Source organism: Nitrosospira sp. Nsp13 (assembly GCF_900101945.1).
Lineage (GTDB): Bacteria > Pseudomonadota > Gammaproteobacteria > Burkholderiales > Nitrosomonadaceae > Nitrosospira > Nitrosospira multiformis_D.
Window position 1 is genome coordinate 1 of record NZ_FMVD01000011.1, and the last position, 23,504, is coordinate 23,504.

Here is a 23,504-nt window from a genome sequence, read left to right on the forward strand (position 1 = left end):
CGAGTGCCTGCCGCATTCAATAACATTGTCGGATACAAGCCCACTAAAGGCTGGCTCTCGACACGCGGGGTGGTGCCAGTCTGCCGCTCACTGGACTGTGTCTCCATCTTTGCTTTTACCGCCGAGGACGCCAAGCGCGTCCTGGCACTGACTGCCGGCTACGATCCTGAAGACATCTATTCCCGTAAAAGAGAGGGGACAGCCTACGATATCGACGCGCAGCGCTTCTATTTTGGTATCCCGCGCAAAGATCAGTTGCTATTTTTCGGCAATTCCGAGGGCGGCAGCTTGTTCGACGCAGCGGTAGCAAAGCTGCAATCTCTGGGTGGAGAAATAGTAGAAATAGATTTCGCCCCTTTCCTAGAAGCGGCACGGATGCTCTACGAAGGTCCCTGGGTAGCGGAACGCTACGCTGCCATTCAGCCATTCTTTGAGCAGCACAGCGATCAGATAATGTCGCCGGTGCGGGAGATCATCACGTGTGCGCAAGGTTACGGAGCGGCTGATGTTTTCAATGGCGTCTATAATCTGCGTCGTCTGAAACACCAGGCTGACCAAGTCTGGACAAAAGTGGATTGCCTGTTGACGCCCACGGCAGGCACCCTTTACACCATTGAGGCGATGCAGCGAAACCCGATCCAACTCAATGCGCATCTTGGGTACTACACCAATTTCATGAATCTACTAGACTATTGTGCTGTCGCCGTTCCAGCCGGGTTCCAGAAGGATGGGATGCCCTTCGGCATTACCCTAGTGGCAACGGCCCATCAGGATGAGTCACTATTGCGTCTAGCCGAGCATCTGCAGCAAGCTCATGGTCTGTCCTTGGGAGCCACCGGTATTCCTCTGCCCTTGCCAGCCAGTGAGGAGGAGTCAAGCGCGCCACCAGCACAAAAGCGCGCTGCGCAATCCGGACAGGTACGCGTCGCCGTATGTGGTGCACACCTGTCCGGCCTGCCCCTGAATGATCAATTGACTCGCCGTAAGGGTCATTTCATCAGAAATACAACGACTTCGGAAGATTACAAATTTTATGCTCTTCCGGGTGATCCGCCGCATCGTCCGGGACTGGTGCGCGTCGATGGGAAGGGGCGGGGAGCTGCCATCGAGGTTGAAGTGTGGGAGCTACCTATGCATGAGTTCGGCAGTTTCGTGGCGGATATTCCGCCACCACTTGGCATTGGTACCGTTTCCCTGGCCGATGGCGAACTCGTGCAAGGTTTTCTGTGCGAACACTATGCGGTGGTAAACGCGGTGGATATCAGTAGGTTTGGTGGCTGGCGCTCTTATCTGAAACAGCCGGCAAATTCGTAGCTCGCCAACCTCCTCTGGGTTAGAGGGTTCTAGGATTGCCGAGTCCTTTTACAGGCGCGTTCAGTAGTCCGATCGATATCTTGGCCAGTCTTCGCTGAAAGGAGTAGATCTCTTGACAAGGTGTCCTCTTACTCTTGTTCGCTCAAGACAATAACAACGCTGCGAAGGTAAGGCTTTTCAGGCGGAGTGCAGTTAACTCTTTTTGGGGAAAGGCGAGGTCCTAGTCCGCCAGCACCGGATGGGGATAATCCCGCTCCTTTGGACAACCGGTACATGCCTTTGCGTAATTGGCCGGATCCGTGGCCCGCTACATGAACACTGCTGCGGAAAGCTGCGCCGGGAGATTGCAACCTGCGAAGCGACACAGGTGTTCATGCAAACCAATCCATTCCGCGAGCAAGATCCCCAGTACAGCAGCATCACGGTGCCGGGGCCCGAATTTGCAGTAGACATCCGGAACTAGGCTTCGCGTATCCGACCTTTGAAAGCAATCTACTTTGCGAGGATGATTTTCGCCACTACCAACGGCTTTCTGAAGCATTATTTACCCATGAACTTCTAGAAGTCTGTTTAGACATTCTGCACTCACATCAGGGCCCGGCTAGTCGCCTATTCCGATCCCTATGTAATCGCGGTTAATGGCCGATTACTCAGAGGCGACGTTTTTGGATCCGTATTTGGTATCAGTCAATTCCCTTGTCCGGTCGAAGCTGTTTTTCCAGTGGGACCTTATGAAGTAAAAATCGATTCCCATACCTTAGAGATTATCGACAAGGGGCATCAATACCGTCCCACCATTCAAAATCACAATGGCTCTTCCGTTCCGGCTTTAACATTTCTAGATCCGGCTTTCCATCAGATTAGCGCGATTTGGGCAGCCGATATGGACGGAACCTATGTAATTGGAAATAGCCATGTACTGGCAGTCGTGCATAATCCCAATGCAGCAAATCCGATCCCCCCGGGTTTACTACCAGCACACTGGGAATATTTTGCTTCTAGGAAGGGGAATATATATGAGATAGGGCGTCAAACAGGGCGTCTTTATCGTGATAAGTAATGGTAACCTGACCTGGCCCTTTCATTAGCTTCATGACATAGTAGAGTCCGATTCTTGAAAGAGCGGATGATGAGCTATTCTTAGCTACAAAATCACCTTGTTATTGGCACTTACAAATTTGATGACCAGGATTCTTTCAGCAGGCCAATAAGCTTTTGTGATGACCAAGAAAGAAACTGAATGGGTGGTAAACATGAGCACTCCTCCTTTGTAGCCTCATCTGTTGCGCGTTGTTAGGAGCACGGCCAAGGGGCCTAACGGCTAATCAAAGACCCATGAATTCGGATATTTATTAATATAGAGACAGCTATCATGTGATCCTATGATTCTTATTATTCTATTAACCACCACTGGCCCGGTTATTAATAGAAAACTTCAACTCCACTTATAAAGTAGACAATGACCGGGATAATGTCAATGTGATCGAAGGGTACGAATTGCGCCAAATGGGGTCGCCTCGGAATTCGGAATTTAAAGCACCCTAACGTTTTACATATCAGCCTGATACCAATCCGCTCCAAGATAGTTCCTAGGGCGGTTTTTTCTGGGAGAGCCAGTTGCGCCCGAGCGCCGACAATGGATGTCGTGACCCTCATGCTTGGCGTCATTAAAGTTATGTTTTCCTGGGGATTAGGACAAATCTCAACATTCCTGCTCCTGATCCCGGGGATAGCCCTGATCGGTAGCAACTAGTAATCTCGCGAGCTAGTTGGGCGGAGCAAAAGACTGGCCTCGTCGTCGTTCAGGATTTTTTGCACTTCTTCTACGTACCCTTGCAGGCAATCGTTCTGATTGTCGCCCTGTCCCTGCTTTCGATGATTTGCATGGGACACTGGTGGGCACTTGCAGATAAATAACCAGCAAAAAAGACAATAGGCCACAATAAACGCAGCGGATTAATTCATTGATTGAACTGCGTTAGTTTATTGTAGTGTGCTGTAACTTATTAAATATAAGGGACTTAAAATCCCTCGACTGGAAAGGTTCTCAGTTGCTATCTCTTTCGTGCGTAGGGAGGATTTTTTTGCAGATTGATTGCATACTGTACTGGACTAAACTATTGCGGTATATTCTCTTCCTTAGAGCTTCGCGCCTGTGCCAGACTGGACAATTGGAGTCCAGAACGTGCCAGGATTGCGGGGCTTTTTGCTTTATAGAGTATCGTTCTTATTCAAGGGCGATTCCTATCGCTCCCGGTCAGCCCAAACCGCCCTGTTTTGGTGCCGGGAGGGGGAATCGAACCCCCATGACCTCACAGTCGCGGGATTTTGAGTCCCGTGCGTCTACCAATTCCGCCATCCCGGCAATGCCTTCTCAGGAGGGGCATTATTACTGAAAATACAGGTCGCGGCAACCTGAGCAGGACACATCGGTATAATACGCGCGATGAAAGTTCAGGATTTCGATTTTAATCTCCCCTCCGAGCTTATTACGCAGTTCCCGGCCGAGGAGCGCGCCAGCAGCCGCATGCTATATCTGGAAGGGTCGAGCGGTGTGCTGCGGGATGCGATGTTTGCCGATTTGCCCCGATATGTTCGGGCTGGCGACGTGATGGTGTTCAATGACACCCGCGTCATCAAGGCGCGCTTGTTTGGGGTGAAGGGCAGCGGCGGCAGGGTGGAGGTGATGGTGGAGCGGGTGCTGGACGTACAGTGCGTACGGGCGGTCATTCGTGCCAGTCACGCGCCGAAACCCGGCTCGAAACTCTTCCTTGCGGATGCAATCGAGGTAACGGTATTGGCGCGCGAGCAGGACCTTTATACCTTGCGCTTCGATCACCAATGGACCGTGATCGAGTTATTGGAGCGCTACGGCAGTCTGCCACTGCCGCCATACATCGCGCGCACGGTGACAGAAACGGATGAAGCGCGCTACCAGACAGTCTACGCGAAACAGGCGGGTGCCGTGGCGGCACCCACGGCGGGTCTGCATTTCGATGAAAGCATGCTGAGCACATTAGGCGAAATGGGTGTGGTGATTGCGCATGTGACGCTGCATGTCGGGTTGGGCACATTCCAGCCTGTCCGGGTGGAAGACATTGCCGATCACAAAATGCACAGGGAAATTTTTCATGTGTCGCAAGAAACGGTCGAATCAATCCAGCGCGCGAAAGCCAGTGGCGGCCGAGTACTGGCGGTTGGGACGACATCGCTGCGAGCGCTTGAAGCTGCGGCCGTGGTGGGTAGGGGCGAACTGCAATCGGGTCATGGCGATACTGATATTTTTATCACACCAGGTTATCGTTTGCAGGTAGTGGAGCGTTTGCTGACCAATTTTCATTTACCCCGCTCAACCTTGCTGATGCTTGTATCCGCGTTTGGCGGAGCGGAGAATATCCGCCGCGCTTATCAACACGCGATAAATGAGCGCTATCGCTTTTTCAGCTACGGTGATGCCATGCTGATTGAAAGGGAATCATAGACCTGAATCCTCTTGTATGATCCATCGGATGGACAGTGCGTGAACCAGTGTTCAGCGACGTGTAAAGTACGCCGCTGTTGATCTCGCCAGGTAAAATAGCTCCCGCTACGTACTTCCCCGATATCAATTATAAGAATAAATTATTCAATTGCTTGATCTAACATGAAATTTCAACTGCACCGCAGCGAGGGCTTAGCGCGTCGCGCGACTCTGACGCTGACACACGGCGTGGTGGAAACGCCCGCGTTCATGCCGGTGGGGACCTATGGCGCGGTAAAAACGATGTCGCCTGCGGAGTTGCGGGAAGTTAACGCGCATATCGTGCTTGGCAACACCTTCCATTTGTGGCTGCGTCCCGGCCTTGAGGTGATCAAGGCCCACGGCGGGCTCCACGGCTTCATGGGCTGGGACGGGCCCATACTGACGGATTCCGGTGGTTTCCAGGTATTCAGCCTGGGGGTTATGAACAAGATTACCGAACAGGGAGTCAAGTTTCGCTCGCCGGTGAATGGCGACGCATGTTTTCTTACGCCGGAAGAATCGATGCGCATCCAGCGCATACTCAATTCGGACATCGTAATGATATTCGACGAATGCACCCCTTATCCGGCGGATGAGCGTACAGCGGATGAATCCATGGAGTTGAGTTTGCGCTGGGCGGAACGCTCAAAACGCGCGCATGAAAACGATGGCGGCAATCCCAATGCATTATTTGGCATCGTCCAGGGTGGGATGTACGAGAATCTGCGCGACAAATCGCTTGCGGGATTGCGGGATATCGGTTTTGACGGCTATGCCATCGGCGGGCTGTCGGTGGGCGAACCCAAGGATGACATGCAGCGCATCCTCAGCCATGTCGCGCCGCAATTACCTGCGGAGCGGCCGCGTTACCTGATGGGTGTCGGAACGCCGGCGGATATCATCAACGCCGTAGCGCAGGGTGTGGATATGTTCGACTGCGTGCTCCCTACGCGCAATGCGCGCAATGGCTGGCTATTTACGCGCAACGGGATAGTCAAGCTGCGCAACAGTCAATACCGCCTGGACACAGCGCCGCCGGATGCGGAATGCGGGTGCTATACCTGCCGTCATTTCACCCGCGCTTATCTGCATCATCTGCAACGGATCAACGAAATCCTCGGCGCCCGTCTCAACACGCTGCACAATCTTTATTATTACCAGCAGTTGATGAGTGAAATCCGTACTGCAATCGAGAGGGGCAAGTTCGAAGAATATGCGCAAGAATTTCAAGCCCGCGCCGCATCATGCTAAAATCGCGTTTTTTCCGCCCAGATAATCTATTAGAACTCGAATAGGCTTGGAGAGGGCCGCCTAATAGGATTATCTGGGTTTTAACTATCATCGGAGAATGTCATGCTGATTAGTGAAGCTTTCGCCCAGGCCGCTGCTGCCCCAACCGGTGCTGATTTTATGAGCCTGCTTCCGTTGATCGGCATATTCGCCGTATTTTACCTTCTGCTGATTCGTCCTCAGGCGAAGCGCGCCAAGGAACAGAAGCTGATGATAGAGGCGCTGCAAAAGGGCGATGAGGTGGCGACCACAGGTGGTCAGCTAGGGCGTGTGAGCAAAGTCAGCGGTAATTACGTAATTCTCCAGATTGCTGAAAATGTGCAGATCGTCATTCAAAAGACCGCCATTCAGACCCTGCTCCCCAAGGGGACGTTGAACAGTATCGAGAAGGAATAACCAGATTCCGGTAAGGCAAGACATGAGGGTGCGGCATCGTCCTTTTTGTACCTTCTTTTCCTTAGTATCCATCCCAAAACCATGAACCGCTACCCTGCCTGGAAATACCTGATTATCGCGGTTTCGATACTGCTCGGACTGCTCTATACCCTGCCGAATTTTTATGGTGAGTCGCCCGCAGTACAGATTTCCCCATTACGTACCGCCGCCAAAGCCGATACCGCGCTGCTGCAACGGGTTGAGGACGCGTTAAAGAAGGCTAATCTTGCCACTACCGGAATGTTCCTTGAGACAGGGGGCGTCAAGGTGCGCTTCACTGACACCGATACGCAAATCAAGGCCAAGGACATGCTTCAGTCGGTGCTGGGTAACGGTTATATGGTAGCGCTGAATCTTCTTCCCAATTCTCCTCAATGGCTGACCAGCATCGGCGCATTGCCCATGTATCTGGGGCTCGATCTGCGTGGCGGCGTTCATTTCATGTTACAAGTGGATATGCACGGGGCGCTCTCCAAAGCGCTCGACCGCTTCAGCGCCGATATACGCAGCAGCTTGCGCGAGCAAAAAATCCAGTATATCGGGCTTGATAAGGATAGCTCAATGATCACTGTCAAATTCCGTGATCCTGAGTCTCGCGCCAAGGCTGAGACCGAAATCAAGAAGGCATACCCTGATCTAAGCTTGCGCGAGCGCAGTGTGGGGGACGAGTTTCATCTCACCGCTAGCCTCAAGCCGGAAGCACAGAAACTTATCCAGGATACCGCCGTGCAGCAGAACATCACCACGCTGCGTAACCGTGTCAATGAACTTGGTGTGGCCGAACCTATTATTCAACAGGCCGGCGCTGACCGCGTGGTCGTGCAATTGCCCGGCGTACAGGACACCGCCAAAGCCAAGGATATTCTGGGACGCACCGCCACACTGGAAGTGCGCATGGTGGACGAGGAGCGTGATCTGGCCGCAGCACTGCGCGGGCAGGTTCCGTTCGGAACCGAGCTTTATAACGAGCGCGGCGGCGGTCCGTTGCTGGTCAAAAAGCAAGTGGTGTTGACGGGCGATCGTATCAATGACGCGCAGGCCGGTTTCGATAGTAACAATCAGCCCGCGGTTCACCTTAACCTCGACAATAATGGCGCACGAATTTTCAGACAATTGACGCGCGATAATGTCGGCAAGCGCATGGCTATTTTGCTGATCGAGAAGAATCAGGCAGAAGTCGTGACGGCGCCGGTGATCCGCGAGGAAATCGGGGGCGGAAGGGTACAGATCACCGGACGCATGAGTACCGAGGAAGCGAGGGATGTGGCCCTGCTATTACGTGCCGGGGCGCTGGCCGCGCCGATGGATATCATTGAGGAGCGCACGGTAGGGCCCAGCCTTGGCGCAGACAACATCGCACGCGGATTTAATTCCACGTTGTATGGCTTTTTGGGGATCGCCATTTTCATGATGGCCTACTATCTGATGTTTGGTGTCATTTCCGTGGTGGCGCTGGGTGTGAATCTGCTGCTTTTGATAGGCCTTCTATCGATTTTGCAGGCGACGCTGACACTTCCGGGTATGGCGGCGATTGCACTTACCATAGGCATGGCAATCGATGCGAATGTGTTGATCAATGAACGTGTTCGCGACGAGCTCCGTAATGGGTTATCGCCGCAAGCCGCGATTAATGCGGGATATGAAAGGGCATTTGGCACCATACTTGACTCCAACATTACTACCCTGATTGCTGGCATCGCTTTATTTGCATTCGGTAGCGGTCCTATCAAGGGATTTGCCGTGGTGTTGTGTTTGGGTATTTTGACTTCAGTATTCAGTGCCGTGATGGTTTCACGCGGTCTGGTCAATTTGACATATGGCAGCCGCCGCAAACTGGACGGGGTTTCCATTGGACAGGTTTGGAAGCCGGTGAGTGACAAGCGCTGATGCAAGAATGAGTAGGCCTGAGCAGCCTGCCGGACGGAAAAAAATAAGTGAAGAATAAGTAAAAAATAAGTGTAAAACAGGCAGAAAACAAAGCAGGAGACAGGGCCGGATGGAATTTTTCAGAATCAAGCGCGATATCCCCTTCATGAGCTGGGGGAAATATACCACCACCATTTCGTTACTGACTTTTGTTGTGTCGGTATTTTTTCTCTTTACCAAAGGATTGAATCTGGGTGTGGATTTTACCGGCGGCACGGTAATGGAAGTCGGCTATACGCAATCGGCGGACATCAACAAGGTACGGAATATACTCGTAAAACTTGGAATGCCGGATGTCAGCGTGCAGAATTTCGGTACATCCCGGGATGTATTGATAAGACTGCCAGCCAAGCCGGATATGTCCAGCGCCAAGTTGTCCGAAACAGTGATTGCCGCCCTGCGTCAGGATGACGCAACTGCGGAGATACGCCGCGTAGAGTTTGTCGGCCCGCAGGTGGGCAAAGAATTGGTCGAGAACGGTGCATTGGCGTTATTGATCGTGTCACTTGGCATCGTGGCTTATCTGGCGGTACGTTTCGAGTGGAAATTCGGTGTGTCGGGAATTATCGCCAATCTTCATGACGTCGTGATCATTCTCGGTTTCTTCGCTTTTTTTCAGTGGGAATTCTCGCTCACCGTGCTGGCGGCTATATTGGCGATTCTTGGCTATTCGGTAAATGAATCGGTGGTGATATTCGACCGGATACGAGAAAACTTCCGTAAGATGCGCAAGGCCCCTGTGGCGCAAGTCATCGATAATGCGATTACCCGCACCATGTCGCGCACCATCATCACCCATGGCAGTACCCAGATGGTTGTGGTCTCCATGCTGCTGTTCGGCGGCGAGGCGCTGCATTACTTTGCCTTGGCGCTTACTATCGGCATCCTGTTTGGCATTTATTCCTCGGTGCTGGTGGCAAGCCCGCTCCTTATGTTGCTGGGTGTTTCGCGTGAGGACATCGTCAAGCCTGAAAAAAAGAAGGAAGAGGCAGAAGCGGTACCTTGATGTAGTCTTGATCCTTCAGCCTCGTCCTACGTTGCTCTCAGTTTAGTCTCAGTTTAGTCTCAGTTTTGTCCAAGGCTCGTTTTGGAACTGCTCACCACTTTCATCGATATCATCCTGCATCTGGATAAGCATCTCATTTGGCTGGTTCAGAATTACGGCAACTGGATTTATCTTATTCTGTTCCTGATAATCTTTTGTGAGACGGGGTTGGTGGTGACGCCGTTCCTGCCGGGGGATTCACTGCTGTTCGTGGCGGGTGCAATTGCCGCAAGTGGGGCCATGGACGTTCAATGGCTGGCGGCGCTGCTGATGCTGGCCGCATTTTGCGGCGACAATACGAATTACTGGATCGGACGCTATTTCGGCCCCAAAATATTCAGCCGCGCGGATTCACGATTATTAAATCGCGCCCATCTGGAGAAAACTCAACGATTCTATGAAAAGCATGGCGGCAAGACCATTATCTTCGCACGCTTTCTGCCCATTGTGCGTACCTTTGCGCCTTTCGTTGCCGGTGTTGGACGTATGGTTTATACGCATTTTATGGCATACAGCGCATTCGGCAGTGTTTTCTGGATCAGTTTCTTTGTGTTTGGCGGCTTTTTCTTCGGCAACGTACCGATAGTGAAAAATAACCTGACCTTTTTCATTTTTGGGATCATTATTATTTCGATTTTGCCGGGCATTATTCAATTTATACGCAGCCGGTTCGGCAATCGCGGCTAGAAAGTCTAGCAAGTGCTCGCACTAGGGCCTGTTAACTCTTATTTCGTAGCTCCCCTCTCCAGTGCCCACTGCCGTGATTGGGCCAATTGCTCTCCTGAATGCTCCAGATTCAGCCATCCGTGCAAATTAGCAAGTGCGATGTCGGCCAGGGCCTGTATCCAGTCGTCACGCTCATTGAGGCAGGGAATGTAATGAAACTCGTGACCGCCAGCCTGAATGAAAATGGCCTTGCCTTCCATGGCGATTTCTTCCAGGGTTTCAAGGCAGTCGGAAACGAAGCCGGGGCAGACGACGTCCACGCGCCGTATATTTTGTTTGCCGAGTTGTTCCAATGTTACCGCCGTATAGGGTCTTAGCCATTCCGTTCGTCCAAATCGTGACTGGAAACAAATCTGGTACTCGTCCGTTTTGAGTTCAAGCGCCTCAGCCAGCAATCGCCCCGTTTTCTGGCATTCGCAGTGGTAGGGATCGCCTTTGTCCAGGGTGAAGCGCGGCACGCCGTGAAAACTTATCACCAGCTTGTCGGGTTTGCCGGCTTGCATCCAGTAATCTTGCACATTTCGCGCCAGTGCGGCGATATAGCCCGGATGGTCGTGGTAATGCTTTACGGTGCGTATGGCAGGCGTGTTGCGCATCTTTCCCAGCTGCGCGAAGACTTCGTCGAAGGCTGAGGCGGTGCTACTGGAGGCATACTGGGGGTAGAGCGGCAGTACCAGGATGCGTTCACAGCCATGTTGCTTCATCCGCCCCAGCACTTCCGCGATGGAAGGATTTCCAATGCTCATCGCATATTCAACCATCGGCACGGGATGAGCGTGATCCGCCAGGGCGTTACGCAGCAATCGAGTCTGGCGCTCGGTGTGGACTTTCAACGGTGAGCCTTCCGGCATCCACACCTGTGCATACTTTTCCGCCGATTTCTTGGGCCGAGTGTTGAGTATGACGCCGTTCAGAATCGGCCACCATGCCCATGGTGATATTTCAATGACCCGCGGATTGCTCAGAAATTGTTTGAGATAAGGCCGTAGTGCCTGAGCGGTAGGAGCATCGGGCGTGCCAAGATTGACCAGCAGAATGCCCGTCAGGCTTTGGGTGCCGTGCTCGTAAGCAGGTTCGGGGGAAATCAAGTTATTTCAATCTTCATTAGAAGCGATAACGGATTGACTGGATTTCCGACTCTACGGTACTGTCCTCGTCGCCTTGTTCGCGTTTCTCATGAGAAATAGAGTTGGATAGCGAGTTCAGGAGCTGGATGCCGATCGCTGATTCAAGACGGAATGGGGGATAACTAATGTTGCGACAATGCACTGGAGAGCAGTCTGGCGGTTGCATCCACAATCGGAATGATACGTTCGTAAGCCATGCGCGTGGGACCAACCACCCCCACGGTCCCCACGACTTTTCCGTCTACCTCGTAAGGTGCGGTAACTACGCTGAATTCATCCAGCGTCAACACACCCGACTCGTCGCCAATGAAGATCTGTACACCTTCCGCCTTGCGGCTGAATTCCAGCAACTGCAATAATACGGTTTTACGTTCGAACAGATCAAACAGCTTCTTCAGGCTGGTCATGTTGCTGGCTAAATCATGTACATCAAGCAGCTTGCGTTCGCCCGCGACGACCACTGCTTCGCTATTTGCCTGGATTGCCTCACTCCCCAGTTCAATGGCCGCGGTCATGAGATTGGTCATGTCGTGGCGCAATTGCTTCAATTCGCTTTGAAGGCGGACGCGGATTTCATCAAAAGTGCAACCGGCATAATTCTGATTAATGAAATTGGCCGCCTCAATTAGCTCCGTCTGGCTGTAGGGTCTGTCGGTGAAAAGCACGCGATTCTGAACATCGCCTTCCGGCGTGACGATAATCAGCAGAATGCGCTTCTCCGATAAGGCCATGAATTCGATATAGCGGAATACCGCGCTGCTACGCTTGGGAGTTACCACCACGCCGGCAAAACGTGTCAATTCCGACAGCAACTGCGAAGCGGAATTGATCAATCGTGAAGGGTGGTTCGGGGTCAATTGATCTTCAAGCTGATGGATTTCGATAACATCGAGGGGCTTGACTACGAGTAGCGTATCGATAAAAAAACGGTAGCCTCGATGGGTCGGTACACGTCCAGCCGAAGTATGGGGGCTGGCCACGAAGCCCATTTCCTCGAGGTCAGCCATCACGTTGCGTATGGTGGCGGCGCTTAGATCCAGGCCCGAAAACTTGGAAAGCGAGCGTGAGCCTACCGGCTGGCCTTCGCTGATATATCGTTCGACCAGGGTTTTGAGCAGAATTTTTGCGCGTTGATTGAGCATGGCATTATTTTACACCAGGATTCTGTTTTCCGGCTCTGGGATTACGTTATCTGGCTTAAAGAGGTTTAAGGCCTAAGGTAGCAGCAATTCCATGTACCAAGGCAACTGTCAGCCTGGAATTAGCCATTCACTTCATTTGACCATTAACGAAAAATTCTGTTCAGTCGGAAGCGGCAATTCACAAGGTTATTCTTCAATGCCGCTTTATGTTGTCATCAGAAATTTTTCTTTCAATCGGCTATAGGGGCCATAGGAATTATATCGTGCCTATTTATCGCACCATTGCTGGAATCTTTTGTCACCCGACGCCCGATATGGTTTAATCTTGAAAACAATTATCAGGAAATCTCTGAATAAATCCTTGGTGGCAGGTACTCGTAAGTTACTGAACAACCGGTCGTTCGCAGCGATATAGCAGGTCTCCCATTTTAAATCCATCAATGAGTTCCCCGTTCAAAACGATAGCACTGATCGGCAAGCACAAGAATCCGGAAATCACGACTCCGTTGTTGCGCCTTGGCCAATATCTGGTAAGCCGCGATGTGGAAGTTTTGCTGGATTGCCTTACCGCCGCCAATGTGGCCGGGAAAGCATATCCTGCCGTGACGATGGAGGAGATCGGCGTACGCGCTGATTTGGCCATCGTGCTGGGCGGAGACGGCACCATGCTCAATATTGCACGCAAGCTTGCGCCATTCAACGTGCCATTGGTGGGTATCAATCAGGGCAGGCTCGGATTCCTTACGGATCTTTCCATTGATTCCATGGTGGAGACGCTTGGCGCCATGCTGGATGGCCGGTATGTCATGGAGCGGCGCATGCTGCTATATGTTGAGGTCATGCGCCATGACGCCAGCGTATTCAGCGCCCTGGCATTAAACGATGTGGCGGTGAATCGGGGAGTGGGCGGCAACATGATTGAGTTCGAGGTGCGTATCAATGGTGAATACGTCTACTCGCTGCGTTCCGACGGCCTGATTGTGGCCACCCCTACCGGTTCTACCGCTTATGCATTGTCGGCGGGCGGTCCGATTCTTCATCCCAGCCTGGATTTGATCGCGCTGGTGCCTGTCAGTCCACATACGTTGAGCAATCGCCCTATCGTGGTGGAGCCTGATGCCATCGTGGAAATCCTGATGCATCGCACCGCAGTTGCTCGTGTCCACTCCGACAGCCATTCCCATTTCGATCTGCGGGAGCATGACAGCGTTGTGGTGCGGCGTTCCCCCCACGAGGCAACGTTATTGCATTCTTCCGACCATAGCTACTATCGCATGCTGCGCGAGAAGCTGGGCTGGAGCGGGTTACCGAGAAATCCGGTATGAACCCCTTATCATGCTGAAGTTTTTGACCATTCGGGATTTTGTCATTGTCGATCGGATGGAGCTCGAGTTTGTACCCGGTTTTACGGTACTTACGGGCGAAACCGGGGCGGGAAAATCCATTCTGATTGATGCGCTTTCGCTCGTTCTGGGAGAACGTGGCGACCCGGGTGAGGTGCGAAATGGCTGCGAGCGCGCAGAAATCAGCGCGGAGTTCGACGTTAGAAAATTGCCCGAGTTGGGTGACTGGTTGCGCGAGAATGGATTTGAAACTGATGATGATGGGGGCATATGTCTGATGCGCAGGGTGGTGGATGTTGGCGGGCGATCACGCGGTTTTATCAATGGATATTCCGCTACCTTGCAGCAACTACGCGCAGCGGGAGAGAAGCTGGTGGATATCCATGGTCAGCATGCGCATCAATCCATGTTGCGCAACGATGCGCAACGTGATTTGCTTGACGCATTTTCAGGCAGTCATGAGTTGCATCGAAGTACGGTGGAGGCCTATCGCCGTTGGCAGGGCTTGCAGCAGCGGCGCCTGGCTTGGGAGCAGAATGCTGCCGTTTTCATGCAAGAGCGCGAGCAACTGGAGTGGCAAGTCAATGAAATCACCACATTGAATTTTTCACTGGATGAATGGCAAATGCTACAAGCCGATCACAGCCGTCTGTCGCATGCGGCAAGCTTGCTCGAAGCGGCGCAGATGGGGCTGGAAGGTCTATCGGAAGGAGAATCGGCCGCTCTCGCGCAAATCAACTCGGTTATTTCGCGTCTGCATAACCTGCTTGATCGCGACGTCGATCTTAAAATTGTGCTGGATTTACTGGAATCGGCGCAGATTCAGTTGCAGGAAGGTGTGTACGAACTGGAACGTTATCAGCAGCGCCTCGATCTTGACCCTCAGCGTTTGCAGGAAATGGAGGAACGATTATCGGCGATTCACGCCACCGCCAGAAAATATCGTGTTACCCCTGCCGAATTGCCGGATCTGTGGAGAACAGCGACCGACCGGCTGAACGAACTCTATCAGGGGGACGACGGTGAGACATTGGCGAGGGAAGAGACGGCAGCCCGGGATGAATATTTCGGGCTTGCAAAAAAACTGAGTGAGGCAAGAGAAAAAGCGGCCAAAACGCTTTCGCAGCAGGTTACCGCCGCAATGCAAACCCTGGCGATGGCGGGGGGGGAGTTTTCGGTGGCTTTAACCCCGCTTGAACAAGGTAATGCACACGGCATGGAGCAAATCGAGTTTCAGGTTTCAGCTCATCAGGGGCTGCCACTGCGGCCTTTGGCAAAAGTCGCATCCGGCGGCGAGTTATCGCGGATCAGCCTGGCGATACAGGTCATCACCAGCAAGCTCGGTGCGGCACCCACACTCATATTTGATGAAGTAGACGCAGGCATAGGCGGGCGCGTGGCAGAGATCGTGGGGGGGTTGCTGAAAAAATTGGGTACCGAACGTCAAGTCATGTGCATCACTCATCTGGCACAAGTTGCATCTGCGGGAGACCATCAATGGCAAGTCACCAAATTGGTTGATCCGGCTAACGGAGGAAAGGTGTCGAGCCGCATTACCGTGCTTGAAAAACAGGAACGAGTCGAAGAGATCGCCCGCATGCTGGGCGGCGAGAAGATCACCGAAACTACGCGCAAACACGCGGCTGAAATGTTGCGGGGCGGGCGGGATACCGGGTTGGCGATATAGCAGGTCGGGAAACGTGGATTCCTATTCGTTATCGCCTCTCAGGCTTTGCAGTACGAAGGAATCCAGCTGCGCTCAATCATATGATCAGGCAGCTTATTAAAGTCGAAAGCGATGCCATCTTCAATCATCTGGCCTACATTGAACAACTGTTTGATCTCAGGAATATCATTGAAAAACAGCGTATAGAAAGGTTTGACCAGCACTTTTGAAATTTTCATACCCAGCGGGCCGACGAAATTCCTTCGCTGCCCCACATGGGCGACTTCATCAATGGTAATTTCATCCAGAAGTTCTTTTAAGCGGCTACGGACTTCCGGTTCATCGCTCAATATATCGTCAAACAGGCGGTTTAGATGGCAATAGTAAGTGACACCCATCAATTCAGTTACAAAAGCGGGCGAGTTCTTTAGAAACCCCGGAAATTTAGGAAATTGCTCGTAGATTTTTTCCTTGATTGGTCCTAAGGGCACCCATTCCACTCTGTCCAGGCCACATGTCACGAGCATTTCGTTAAACAGGCGTACGTGACAGAATTCTTCGGCCAAATGCATACGGCTGATTTTATCCTCCACCCGGTACGAATTTGCCATATCGGGTACCGCATCCCATGCGCCTTTTATTCCCACCCACTCGTGCCTGGCGAATTTGTACATTCCCGTCAACATCAATGTCATGCGATCAAGGGAGTTGGGGTCATCCTGCATTTCAACATAATTCCGATAAAAGCCTTCGGGATCGGCCAGTGGCTGCCGCAATCTTATCGGATTATCTTGAAAGTGCTGAAGGCGGGCGCGTTTCTTGGCTAGATCTTTATCATCTTCAAAAAGCTCACCGCCATGATGCTGAGTGAATTCCCAGTAATTTTCAAAATTTTCTTTTCTTTGCTGCTTTGTCGCGGGAGAGAAAATAGAGCGATATTTGCCTAACTTCATAAACTTCCGCCTTTCGATGGTGTTAGTAATTTAATTTACGCACTTCATTCAACAGCAAAAACGAACTAGAGGGATTATGCTTGACAAGTATGCATATGGTATTAAAAGCATCAGGCGTCGATTCTGCACATTCAATCTTTCTGCTGGATACGAGCCAAAAATATATGAGCAAGCTTACTTATTTAGTATTGCAAAGGGATGTCAGGTAAAGAGGCTTAACGAGTGGTTCTTCGGTAGCCAGCGGCTATTTGCTATTTTCTGCCAATGCCAAGAACTCTGCTCTCTGAGCAGCGTTCGTCTTTAGATCGCCGAGCATTGAAGACGTGACCGTTTCTTCGCCTGCAACTGCGATCCCTCGCGACTCCATGCACATGTGACGACACCGGATTATTACACCGACTGCCTTAGGTTGCAGATGCTCAAGCAGGGACTGCGCAATCTGTTGGGTCAGGCGTTCCTGCACCTGTAGCCGTGCGGCAAAGCAGTTGACCAGCCGCGTCAATTTCGATAGCCCAACAATATGCCCGCTCGGAAGATAGCCAACGGTTGCATGGCCGAAGAAGGGTGCCAAATGGTGCTCACAATGCGAGTAAACCGGTATCTGCCTGACAACAATCAGTTCATCGTAGCATTCACCCCCATCGGCGAATGTCTTGAGAATCGTGGCTGGGTCTTGCTTATAACCCCGCATCCAATGCGCCCAGGCGCGGGCAACCCGATTTGGTGTTTCACTCAGGCCCTGGCGTTCAGGATCTTCGCCAATCGAGCGCAACAGTCGTTGCCAGTCGGCTACGCCAAATTCTGAATCGCGTGGAGTGGTCATTGTAACTATGCCTTTGTTCAGATATAAAGATTGTCCAAAGTATCGACAGAGCACTTACTCGCATCGGCACCCGTACCGGTTATCGGCATGTTTCAGGTGCAGGTGGGAGAGCTACGCAAGTGATTAACAGCGGCGGCTGGATATGGAGCCCCTCTCCTCCTTGAGAGGAGGGAAGCATTTTGCAACATATCCATGTCCATAATAGCACAACATAAATGTGTAACTATTCAGTATTGGTACTTACTATCGTATTCACCTGGTTCGAACGTAATAGCGTCATTGAATTTGCCGGCGGAGAGAGATACATGGGGGACACTATGGGATCGGGTTCTTCCTTATTGCCTTCAGTGCCTGGATAATATTATCCGGTATATAAATTCCAGAATCCGATATAAGTTATTGATGCTAACCTATTCTTTAGAGCACGTTTTGTCGAAAATAAATGGGCGGGTACTTTTCAAATCTTCGCAAAAGGAATTCTCCAAATTTCCTGAATCCTTGAAATAAGCATCCACCCCATGGGAGAATGGCCTCCGAGATTAATATCTTGAGTGAAGTCCTGATGGCCGCTAGCGGTAGTCTCAGCGAGCGAGTCAAGCGTAAGCAATTTGTATCGATCCAGCGAAGAAATTACAGACAATATGAAAATTGCCACATGGAATGTCAATTCCCTTAAAGTTCGCCTTCCCCAGGTTCTTGATTGGTTGGCGATAAATCAGCCCGATGTATTGTGTCTGCAGGAAACCAAGCTGCAAGATGAGAATTTTCCAACAACAGCTATCGCGGCGGCAGGATATCAGACAGTCTATACCGGTCAAAAAACATACAACGGCGTCGCCTTGCTCAGTAAGCAACCGGGTACTGAAGTTATCACAGCCATGCCCGGTTTCGATGACCCTCAGAAACGCGTTCTATCGGCGATTTACGGGGATATACGAGTCATTTGCATTTATGTCCCCAATGGGGAAAGCATCGAGTCGGAAAAGTATCAATACAAGTTGAAATGGCTGGCCGCCCTCAATGGCTGGTTACGGGACATGTTGAACAAACACCAGAAACTGGTGCTGCTGGGCGACTTCAACATCGCGCCGGAAGACTGCGATGTGCATGACCCAAAATTATGGGAAGGACAAGTTCTGTTCAGTCTGCCGGAGCGCGAGGCGTTTCGCGAAGTACTTAACCTGGGCCTTCTGGACAGCTTCCGTTTGTTCGACCAGCCGGAGAAATCCTACACATGGTGGGACTATCGCATGATGGCCTTTCGCCGTAATATGGGCCTGCGAATAGACCATATTCTGTTGAGTGATGCGCTTGCGGAACTATGCACCGCATGCGTCATCGATAAGATAACGCGCAAGCTTGAGCGACCTTCCGATCATGCTCCGGTAATGGTTGAGCTCAGGACAGAGCCGTTGGAGCTTAAGGTGGGGCAGTAATGCTATCCTTATTTGTACCGGCCGTAGTTCGCGGCCAATGCGGCTTCATGCAATAGTGCAGGGTGCAATAAGCCCCATTGAGAGGGCGCGCGAAATTGCCTGCTGACGGTTGACCACGCCCATTTTATGCGCCGCGTTCTGGAGATGAAAAGTCACTGTACGCTCCGAGATGCTGACGATGTTGGCGATCTCCCAACCCGTTTTGCCCTCCGCCGCCCATAACAAGCACTCTCTTTCCCGTTCCGTCAGAGTGATTTGCTTCAGGGGCAGGGGACCCTGGCTAAGCACAATACGTTGCACCGCCTCGTGCAGATAACAGGTTAACAGTTGAGCCTTGCCCATCATCGCCACAATGTCATCCTGCGCTTCGCGGGATTCCCGTGAGGTGGCAAGGCTCAGCATCGCGGCTTCACCGCGCCCCCCATGGACAGAGAAGCTGGCGCCGCTCACCAGACCGGAATCCTTGGCTTCGCTCCTCACCCTGGCTTCCTTGCGTCCCTTGAAAACCTCGTTCTTCCAGATAACGGGAATGGCGGTTCTGGCGCAGTGCGATACGGTCGGATCGATACTGGCATAGCCCTCCTCATCATAATGCTTACGCCATGCTTCCGGATAACAACTGAGGATGAATCGATAGGGACGAGTGAGCGAAGTGTTCACCTGTACGCCGTAAAGAAAATGCTCAAATCCCATCTGGCCGATGATGGCCGTCGTGTTGGTATGCAATTCTTCCACTGTGCTGCAGTTTAGCAACGATTCGAACAGGCTTATATCAGTCATGATTCTTCCCTTTCATGATTTATTCTCCCACATCCCCTAGAGAACCCCATCAAACCATTCCATCAATCGGGGAATTCTATAAAAACTTCCCATCATACAAGATGTTAATTACAGTCCTGTTACAGAAACCCAATAATTTTAACAATCTGTTGGTGAATCATACCCCGATTCAGCGCGTCCATAAAATGACTATTCGTCCGAATAAATAGACCAAAATAGCTATTTACGCCAAAGTATATACTGTGAACGAGATTTATACAGGACGGCAAGAGATTTTTATGAAGATGGGGAAATTTTTTGACCTAAGTTCGGTAGCTGGCCAGGATGGAGTGAGGAGACGGGTAAGAGGCAGGGAGCGGGGCTTATGGAAAGTCTCACGTCTTCCGGCTTACCAATCTCATTGAACATAACTGGAAAGTGGCTTCGCTCTACGCCAGAATTTTCTCGAATCACCCCGTTTCAGGGCAAAATTTTGTGTATTGCGGCCGCCAGTGTCTGTGAGCGTTAACTGATCGAATTTGCCTTGTCTGCACATTGTCCACAAGGGTGCGAACCAGTTGCGCTCCAGTTCTTTTAAACTCTCACGCCAACCATAGGCATCCGCATACTGGGATTTCCCATGCAGGGAGTCAAGTACGACCAGATGATTGCCGGGCATGGCGGACTGATGCCATGTTGCCGCATCCAGCGGCAACCCTGTTTGGGTAGCGCCGGACGTCATTGCGAGGGAAGCGGCAAGCACATCATTGCTCCATACATGGGTATAGGGGCTGGCCATTGATTGCGGCATGATTCCGCCGCCCCAGAACCAGGTGCCGTTAATGGCCGGTTCGCCGCGCGCCTCGCGTGACTGATTGAGCGGATGCTCATGCAGCAGCATCTGAATTTCGTTGAAAAGTCCGCGCCAGACTGTATTGTTCGTGCCGAATGGCAATAGCTCGCCGAGCCCTTTATTAGCGACCTCGCTGAGCAAATGCGTTTCTGCCGGTGGTATTGCCGTTAATCGCAAATACCAGCGATCAGGCCGTAGCGGCACAAATACCATCTCCTGACTATTTTCTTCAAAATGCCGGTTAAGTAAACGGGTGAGTTGATCCGCTTCTTCCGTAGAAATACGAAACACGCGGCTGTCAGCCAGCAGGATTTGATCACGTTCGATGCGCAGATGCACGGGATCGGCACGAATCCAGTAATCACTTCCGGCTTTTAAGCTTCCCGCACCATCGCCTTCCAGGGTAATGGACGCCACCGGCCAATCCCGCTGTTTTGACACGCCGAAAGCGCGGCAAAGCCAGGCCTCGATTTCCTGGGGCTGATCCTCAGTGCACAAACTCTTTGCCAGCAGATTTTCCAGCCCGGGCAACGGTAAATCGCGGTAAATTTCGGGCAGCGACGTATCTGGCCAGAAGAGGGAAGGAACAAGCAAATGTAGATTTTGGATCATCTTGAATCCGCTATTGGACGCGGTGAAGTACGGAAGCGGAGCGAAGTTCTGATAACGGACGCTGCCGGATTAACGCGAAAACCCTGACGAGAGAACAGTGGCGATGTGCGCGAAATCAATTCGGAAAATGGCGGCATCCTGTGCCGAGCCTTTTTAGCCGCCCGCCACTGTCATCCTGTCTACCAGCAGCGACCCGCACTGCTTGGAACCCCGTACTATCACATCGTTACCTACCTCGGAAATGCCGAGCAGCATATCTTTGAGGTTACCGGCGATCGTGATTTCCTCAACCGCATAGCAGATTTCCCCCCCTTCTACCCAATAGCCGGCGGCTCCACGGGAATAGTCTCCAGTAACAGGATTTACGCCATGGCCAAGCAATTCGGTCACCAGCAGTCCTCTTCCCATTTTCTTGAGTAACGCGGAAAATTCCAGGGCAGCGCCATTATCGAGAATCAGATTATGATTGCCACCCGCATTACCCGTGGTGCGTAACCCAAGCTTGCGAGCGGAATAGCTACTCAGAAAATAGCCTTGTACCACACCATTTTCTATCAACTTACGTTCATGGGTGGCAACACCCTCATCATCGAACGCTCCGCTCGCCAACCCTTTTTTCAAATGGGGCAATTCGCGGATCTGTATATCCGGCGCAAATACCTGTTTGCCAACGCTCTCCAGCAGGAACGACGACTTCCGGTAAAGGCTCCCACCGCTCACGGCGCTAACAAAATGTCCTATCAGACTGGAGGCAATCGGCGCTTCGAACAGCACAGGTACTTCACAGGTGGCGATCTTCCTTGCACCCAGGCGCGCGACACTGCGCATCCCGGCTTTTTTGCCGACACTATCGGCCTGCTCCAGATCGGCGGCGTCACGCACCGTGCTATACCAATAATCGCGCTGCATGGCTTCATCCTGACTTGCGATGACCGCACAACTGATGCTATGGCGAGAGGAAGGGTAACCGCCCATGAAACCGAGACTATTCGCATGGACAAACTGCGATTCATTCAATGAAACACTCGCTCCTTCGGAGTTGGTGATACGCTTGTCAACCGCAAAGGCTGCGGCTTCACAGGCCTGAGCGAGCTGGATTGCCTGCTCCACCGGCAATTCCCATGGGAAATACAAATCGAGATCAGGAAACTCCCGCGCCAATAAATTGGCATCGGCCAATCCAGCGCAATCATCCGCCGCGGTGTGCCCCGCGATGGACAGCGCCGCCGCCACGGTGTCGCTTACAGCCTGGGGTGAAAAATCTGATGTACTCGCATGACCACGTTTCTGGCCAATATAAACCGTTACCGACAACCCTTTATCCCGGTTGTATTCAATGGTTTCCACCTCACCCCGGCGTACTGTGACATTCTGGCCGAATCCATCCGAGACATCGGTTTCGCAGGCAGTAGCGCCGCCCTTCCTGGCATGATCCAGCACATCACGTGCAATATTCTGGAGCATGGTAAAAGGATAGGAGAAATGTGGCGAAGATTTGGTATTCTCATTCATGGCGGAGCTTCACGGAAGTAATATCGGATTGATTATCGAGCGGCACATAATTTTCCGGGCAAGAAACAAGTTCGACAGGATTTTTTTGCGGCACATGGCTACGCTGCAACTCCATGGAATGGACCGAACATTCCGCTTCGTGGCGCCTTGCCCCGCACCCCAAAAACCATACACTCCACCCTGTCCAACTGCCGGACTTAGGATAATGCGTTAAATGACGCTATGATAGCAGTTTCTGATTGCCACATTACCGCTATGCAAAAAAATCCAATCAAGGATTCCGGGCAGGATTCCGAGCCTGATCTCTTGCCCAGCAAGACCCGCCGCAAGCAAGAAATGCATGCCCTGCAGGACATTGGCGAACAATTGGTGCAGCTCGATCTCAAGCGGCTGACCGAACTCGCCTTGCCGGAAACGCTAACAGACGCCATACTCGAGGCCAGACGGATACATAAACATGAAGCCCGCCGCCGGCAGATGCAATATATCGGCAAATTGATGCGTGACGTTGATGCTGCTCCAATTTTAGAAAAGTTTGATTTATGGAGCGGCGTAACCCTGCAACATACCGCACGGCTTCACCTGCTGGAACGCTGGCGAGACCGGCTGCTCGCGGATGAGCAGGTTTTCGCCGAGCTTGCACGAAAATATCCTGACGCTGACTTGCAGCATCTGCGCGCTCTCGCGCGCAACGCCCACAAGGAAAAACTCGCGAATAAGCCGCCCAGGAGCTTTCGTGCGCTATTTCAAGAGTTGCAGAAAATTATTCCGGAAGAATCCGGAAAGATCGATATAGACGACGTGGCGGCAAATGAGTAACGGGCGTTTGAGGAATCGCTATATCCCGTCACGTCTTGTATCCCGCCCGGAAACACCGTTGTACCTAACGTAGGATGGGTGGAGCCCAGCGTAACCCATCAAAACCCGATAATGCGCTGCCGGTACGCCGGCCACTGGCGCATCAAGACACCATTTTCACGCGCTTTACCGGATTACAATCCCGGTGGTATGGAATAAAAAGCCAGATGATGGGTGCTACG

The 23,504-nt window shown here is 52.0% G+C and carries 19 protein-coding genes and 1 tRNA gene; 12 read left to right on the forward strand and 8 right to left on the reverse strand.

Going from position 1 to position 23,504, the window contains the following annotated elements; translation table 11 throughout:
• Both atzF and BLO43_RS16500 read left to right on the forward strand, forming a co-directional pair.
• A partial coding sequence (atzF, locus tag BLO43_RS12310; RefSeq protein WP_139149275.1) for an allophanate hydrolase occupies positions 1-1,314 on the forward strand: 1,314 nt, incomplete at its 5' end.
• A gap of 721 nt (positions 1,315-2,035) precedes the next feature.
• A complete protein-coding gene (locus tag BLO43_RS16500; protein WP_139149276.1) occupies positions 2,036-2,374 on the forward strand; it encodes a hypothetical protein in 339 nt (112 codons plus the stop codon).
• A gap of 1,218 nt (positions 2,375-3,592) precedes the next feature.
• Here the strand turns inward: BLO43_RS16500 and BLO43_RS12325 are convergent.
• A tRNA-Leu gene (locus BLO43_RS12325) sits at positions 3,593-3,679 on the reverse strand.
• Between the two features lie 81 nt (positions 3,680-3,760).
• Here BLO43_RS12325 and queA point away from each other — a divergent pair.
• From queA to BLO43_RS12355, 6 genes are all read left to right on the forward strand, one after another.
• Positions 3,761-4,795, forward strand: a complete 1,035-nt coding sequence (gene queA / locus BLO43_RS12330) for a tRNA preQ1(34) S-adenosylmethionine ribosyltransferase-isomerase QueA (RefSeq protein ID WP_090907313.1) — start codon at positions 3,761-3,763, stop codon at positions 4,793-4,795.
• Between the two features lie 162 nt (positions 4,796-4,957).
• Entirely contained in the window at positions 4,958-6,067 is a 1,110-nt protein-coding gene (gene tgt / locus BLO43_RS12335; protein ID WP_090907314.1) for a tRNA guanosine(34) transglycosylase Tgt, read from the forward strand.
• A 102-nt stretch (positions 6,068-6,169) separates the two neighbouring features.
• On the forward strand, positions 6,170-6,502 hold the full coding sequence (yajC, locus tag BLO43_RS12340; RefSeq protein WP_074630311.1) for a preprotein translocase subunit YajC: 333 nt from the start codon (positions 6,170-6,172) through the stop codon (positions 6,500-6,502).
• Positions 6,503-6,583: 81 nt separating this feature from the next.
• Positions 6,584-8,428 carry a protein translocase subunit SecD gene (gene secD, locus BLO43_RS12345; RefSeq protein ID WP_090907385.1) on the forward strand — a complete coding sequence of 615 codons (1,845 nt, stop codon included), beginning with the start codon at positions 6,584-6,586 and terminating at the stop codon, positions 8,426-8,428.
• Positions 8,429-8,537: 109 nt separating this feature from the next.
• Entirely contained in the window at positions 8,538-9,473 is a 936-nt protein-coding gene (secF, locus tag BLO43_RS12350) for a protein translocase subunit SecF (RefSeq protein WP_090907315.1), read from the forward strand.
• Positions 9,474-9,554: 81 nt separating this feature from the next.
• Positions 9,555-10,199, forward strand: a complete 645-nt coding sequence (locus BLO43_RS12355; RefSeq protein WP_090907316.1) for a DedA family protein — start codon at positions 9,555-9,557, stop codon at positions 10,197-10,199.
• A gap of 38 nt (positions 10,200-10,237) precedes the next feature.
• Here BLO43_RS12355 and hemH read toward each other — a convergent pair whose 3' ends face one another.
• On the reverse strand, positions 10,238-11,323 hold the full coding sequence (gene hemH, locus BLO43_RS12360; protein ID WP_090907386.1) for a ferrochelatase: 1,086 nt from the start codon (positions 11,321-11,323) through the stop codon (positions 10,238-10,240).
• Positions 11,324-11,487: 164 nt separating this feature from the next.
• The gene (hrcA, locus tag BLO43_RS12365) at positions 11,488-12,507 is read right to left on the reverse strand and encodes a heat-inducible transcriptional repressor HrcA (RefSeq protein ID WP_090907317.1); all 1,020 of its coding nucleotides are present in this window, start codon (positions 12,505-12,507) and stop codon (positions 11,488-11,490) included.
• A gap of 440 nt (positions 12,508-12,947) precedes the next feature.
• Here hrcA and BLO43_RS12370 point away from each other — a divergent pair, with 440 nt between their 5' ends.
• Positions 12,948-13,832, forward strand: a complete 885-nt coding sequence (locus BLO43_RS12370; protein WP_090907318.1) for an NAD kinase — start codon at positions 12,948-12,950, stop codon at positions 13,830-13,832.
• 10 nt (positions 13,833-13,842) lie between these two features.
• A complete protein-coding gene (gene recN / locus BLO43_RS12375; RefSeq protein WP_090907319.1) occupies positions 13,843-15,537 on the forward strand; it encodes a DNA repair protein RecN in 1,695 nt (564 codons plus the stop codon).
• 38 nt (positions 15,538-15,575) lie between these two features.
• On the opposite strand, the gene BLO43_RS12380 is transcribed toward recN, so the two are convergent.
• Both BLO43_RS12380 and folE read right to left on the reverse strand, forming a co-directional pair.
• Entirely contained in the window at positions 15,576-16,469 is an 894-nt protein-coding gene (locus BLO43_RS12380; protein WP_090907320.1) for a hypothetical protein, read from the reverse strand.
• A 244-nt stretch (positions 16,470-16,713) separates the two neighbouring features.
• On the reverse strand, positions 16,714-17,292 hold the full coding sequence (gene folE / locus BLO43_RS12385; RefSeq protein WP_090907321.1) for a GTP cyclohydrolase I FolE: 579 nt from the start codon (positions 17,290-17,292) through the stop codon (positions 16,714-16,716).
• 641 nt (positions 17,293-17,933) lie between these two features.
• On the opposite strand from folE, the gene xth reads away from it, so the two are divergent.
• Positions 17,934-18,728 (forward strand): exodeoxyribonuclease III, encoded by a 795-nt coding sequence (gene xth / locus BLO43_RS12390; RefSeq protein WP_090907322.1) that lies wholly within the window; start codon positions 17,934-17,936, stop codon positions 18,726-18,728.
• Between the two features lie 45 nt (positions 18,729-18,773).
• Here the strand turns inward: xth and BLO43_RS12395 are convergent, their stop codons facing one another.
• The 3 genes from BLO43_RS12395 to pmbA form a co-directional block, all read right to left on the reverse strand.
• A complete protein-coding gene (locus BLO43_RS12395) occupies positions 18,774-19,508 on the reverse strand; it encodes a LuxR family transcriptional regulator (protein WP_090907323.1) in 735 nt (244 codons plus the stop codon).
• Between the two features lie 397 nt (positions 19,509-19,905).
• Positions 19,906-20,952, reverse strand: coding sequence for a phosphoglycerate mutase (locus BLO43_RS12400; RefSeq protein ID WP_090907324.1), 1,047 nt, complete (start codon positions 20,950-20,952; stop codon positions 19,906-19,908).
• Positions 20,953-21,105: 153 nt separating this feature from the next.
• The gene (pmbA, locus tag BLO43_RS12405; protein WP_090907325.1) at positions 21,106-22,464 is read right to left on the reverse strand and encodes a metalloprotease PmbA; all 1,359 of its coding nucleotides are present in this window, start codon (positions 22,462-22,464) and stop codon (positions 21,106-21,108) included.
• A gap of 255 nt (positions 22,465-22,719) precedes the next feature.
• Between pmbA and yjgA the strand changes: the two genes are divergently transcribed.
• On the forward strand, positions 22,720-23,283 hold the full coding sequence (gene yjgA, locus BLO43_RS12410) for a ribosome biogenesis factor YjgA (protein ID WP_090907326.1): 564 nt from the start codon (positions 22,720-22,722) through the stop codon (positions 23,281-23,283).
• Positions 23,284-23,504 lie beyond the last annotated feature (221 nt).

Excerpts from the sequence above, each read along its gene's own strand:
- queA (WP_090907313.1), top strand. The coding sequence starts at position 3,761 with ATGAAAGTTCAGGATTTCGATTTTAATCTCCCCTCCGAGCTTATTACG.
- tgt (WP_090907314.1), top strand. The coding sequence starts at position 4,958 with ATGAAATTTCAACTGCACCGCAGCGAGGGCTTAGCGCGTCGCGCGACT.
- yajC (WP_074630311.1), top strand. The coding sequence starts at position 6,170 with ATGCTGATTAGTGAAGCTTTCGCCCAGGCCGCTGCTGCCCCAACCGGT.
- secD (WP_090907385.1), top strand. The coding sequence starts at position 6,584 with ATGAACCGCTACCCTGCCTGGAAATACCTGATTATCGCGGTTTCGATA.
- secF (WP_090907315.1), top strand. The coding sequence starts at position 8,538 with ATGGAATTTTTCAGAATCAAGCGCGATATCCCCTTCATGAGCTGGGGG.
- hrcA (WP_090907317.1), bottom strand. The coding sequence starts at position 12,507 with ATGCTCAATCAACGCGCAAAAATTCTGCTCAAAACCCTGGTCGAACGA.
- BLO43_RS12370 (WP_090907318.1), top strand. The coding sequence starts at position 12,948 with ATGAGTTCCCCGTTCAAAACGATAGCACTGATCGGCAAGCACAAGAAT.
- recN (WP_090907319.1), top strand. The coding sequence starts at position 13,843 with ATGCTGAAGTTTTTGACCATTCGGGATTTTGTCATTGTCGATCGGATG.
- BLO43_RS12380 (WP_090907320.1), bottom strand. The coding sequence starts at position 16,469 with ATGAAGTTAGGCAAATATCGCTCTATTTTCTCTCCCGCGACAAAGCAG.
- folE (WP_090907321.1), bottom strand. The coding sequence starts at position 17,292 with ATGACCACTCCACGCGATTCAGAATTTGGCGTAGCCGACTGGCAACGA.
- xth (WP_090907322.1), top strand. The coding sequence starts at position 17,934 with ATGAAAATTGCCACATGGAATGTCAATTCCCTTAAAGTTCGCCTTCCC.
- BLO43_RS12395 (WP_090907323.1), bottom strand. The coding sequence starts at position 19,508 with ATGACTGATATAAGCCTGTTCGAATCGTTGCTAAACTGCAGCACAGTG.
- BLO43_RS12400 (WP_090907324.1), bottom strand. The coding sequence starts at position 20,952 with ATGATCCAAAATCTACATTTGCTTGTTCCTTCCCTCTTCTGGCCAGAT.
- pmbA (WP_090907325.1), bottom strand. The coding sequence starts at position 22,464 with ATGAATGAGAATACCAAATCTTCGCCACATTTCTCCTATCCTTTTACC.
- yjgA (WP_090907326.1), top strand. The coding sequence starts at position 22,720 with ATGCAAAAAAATCCAATCAAGGATTCCGGGCAGGATTCCGAGCCTGAT.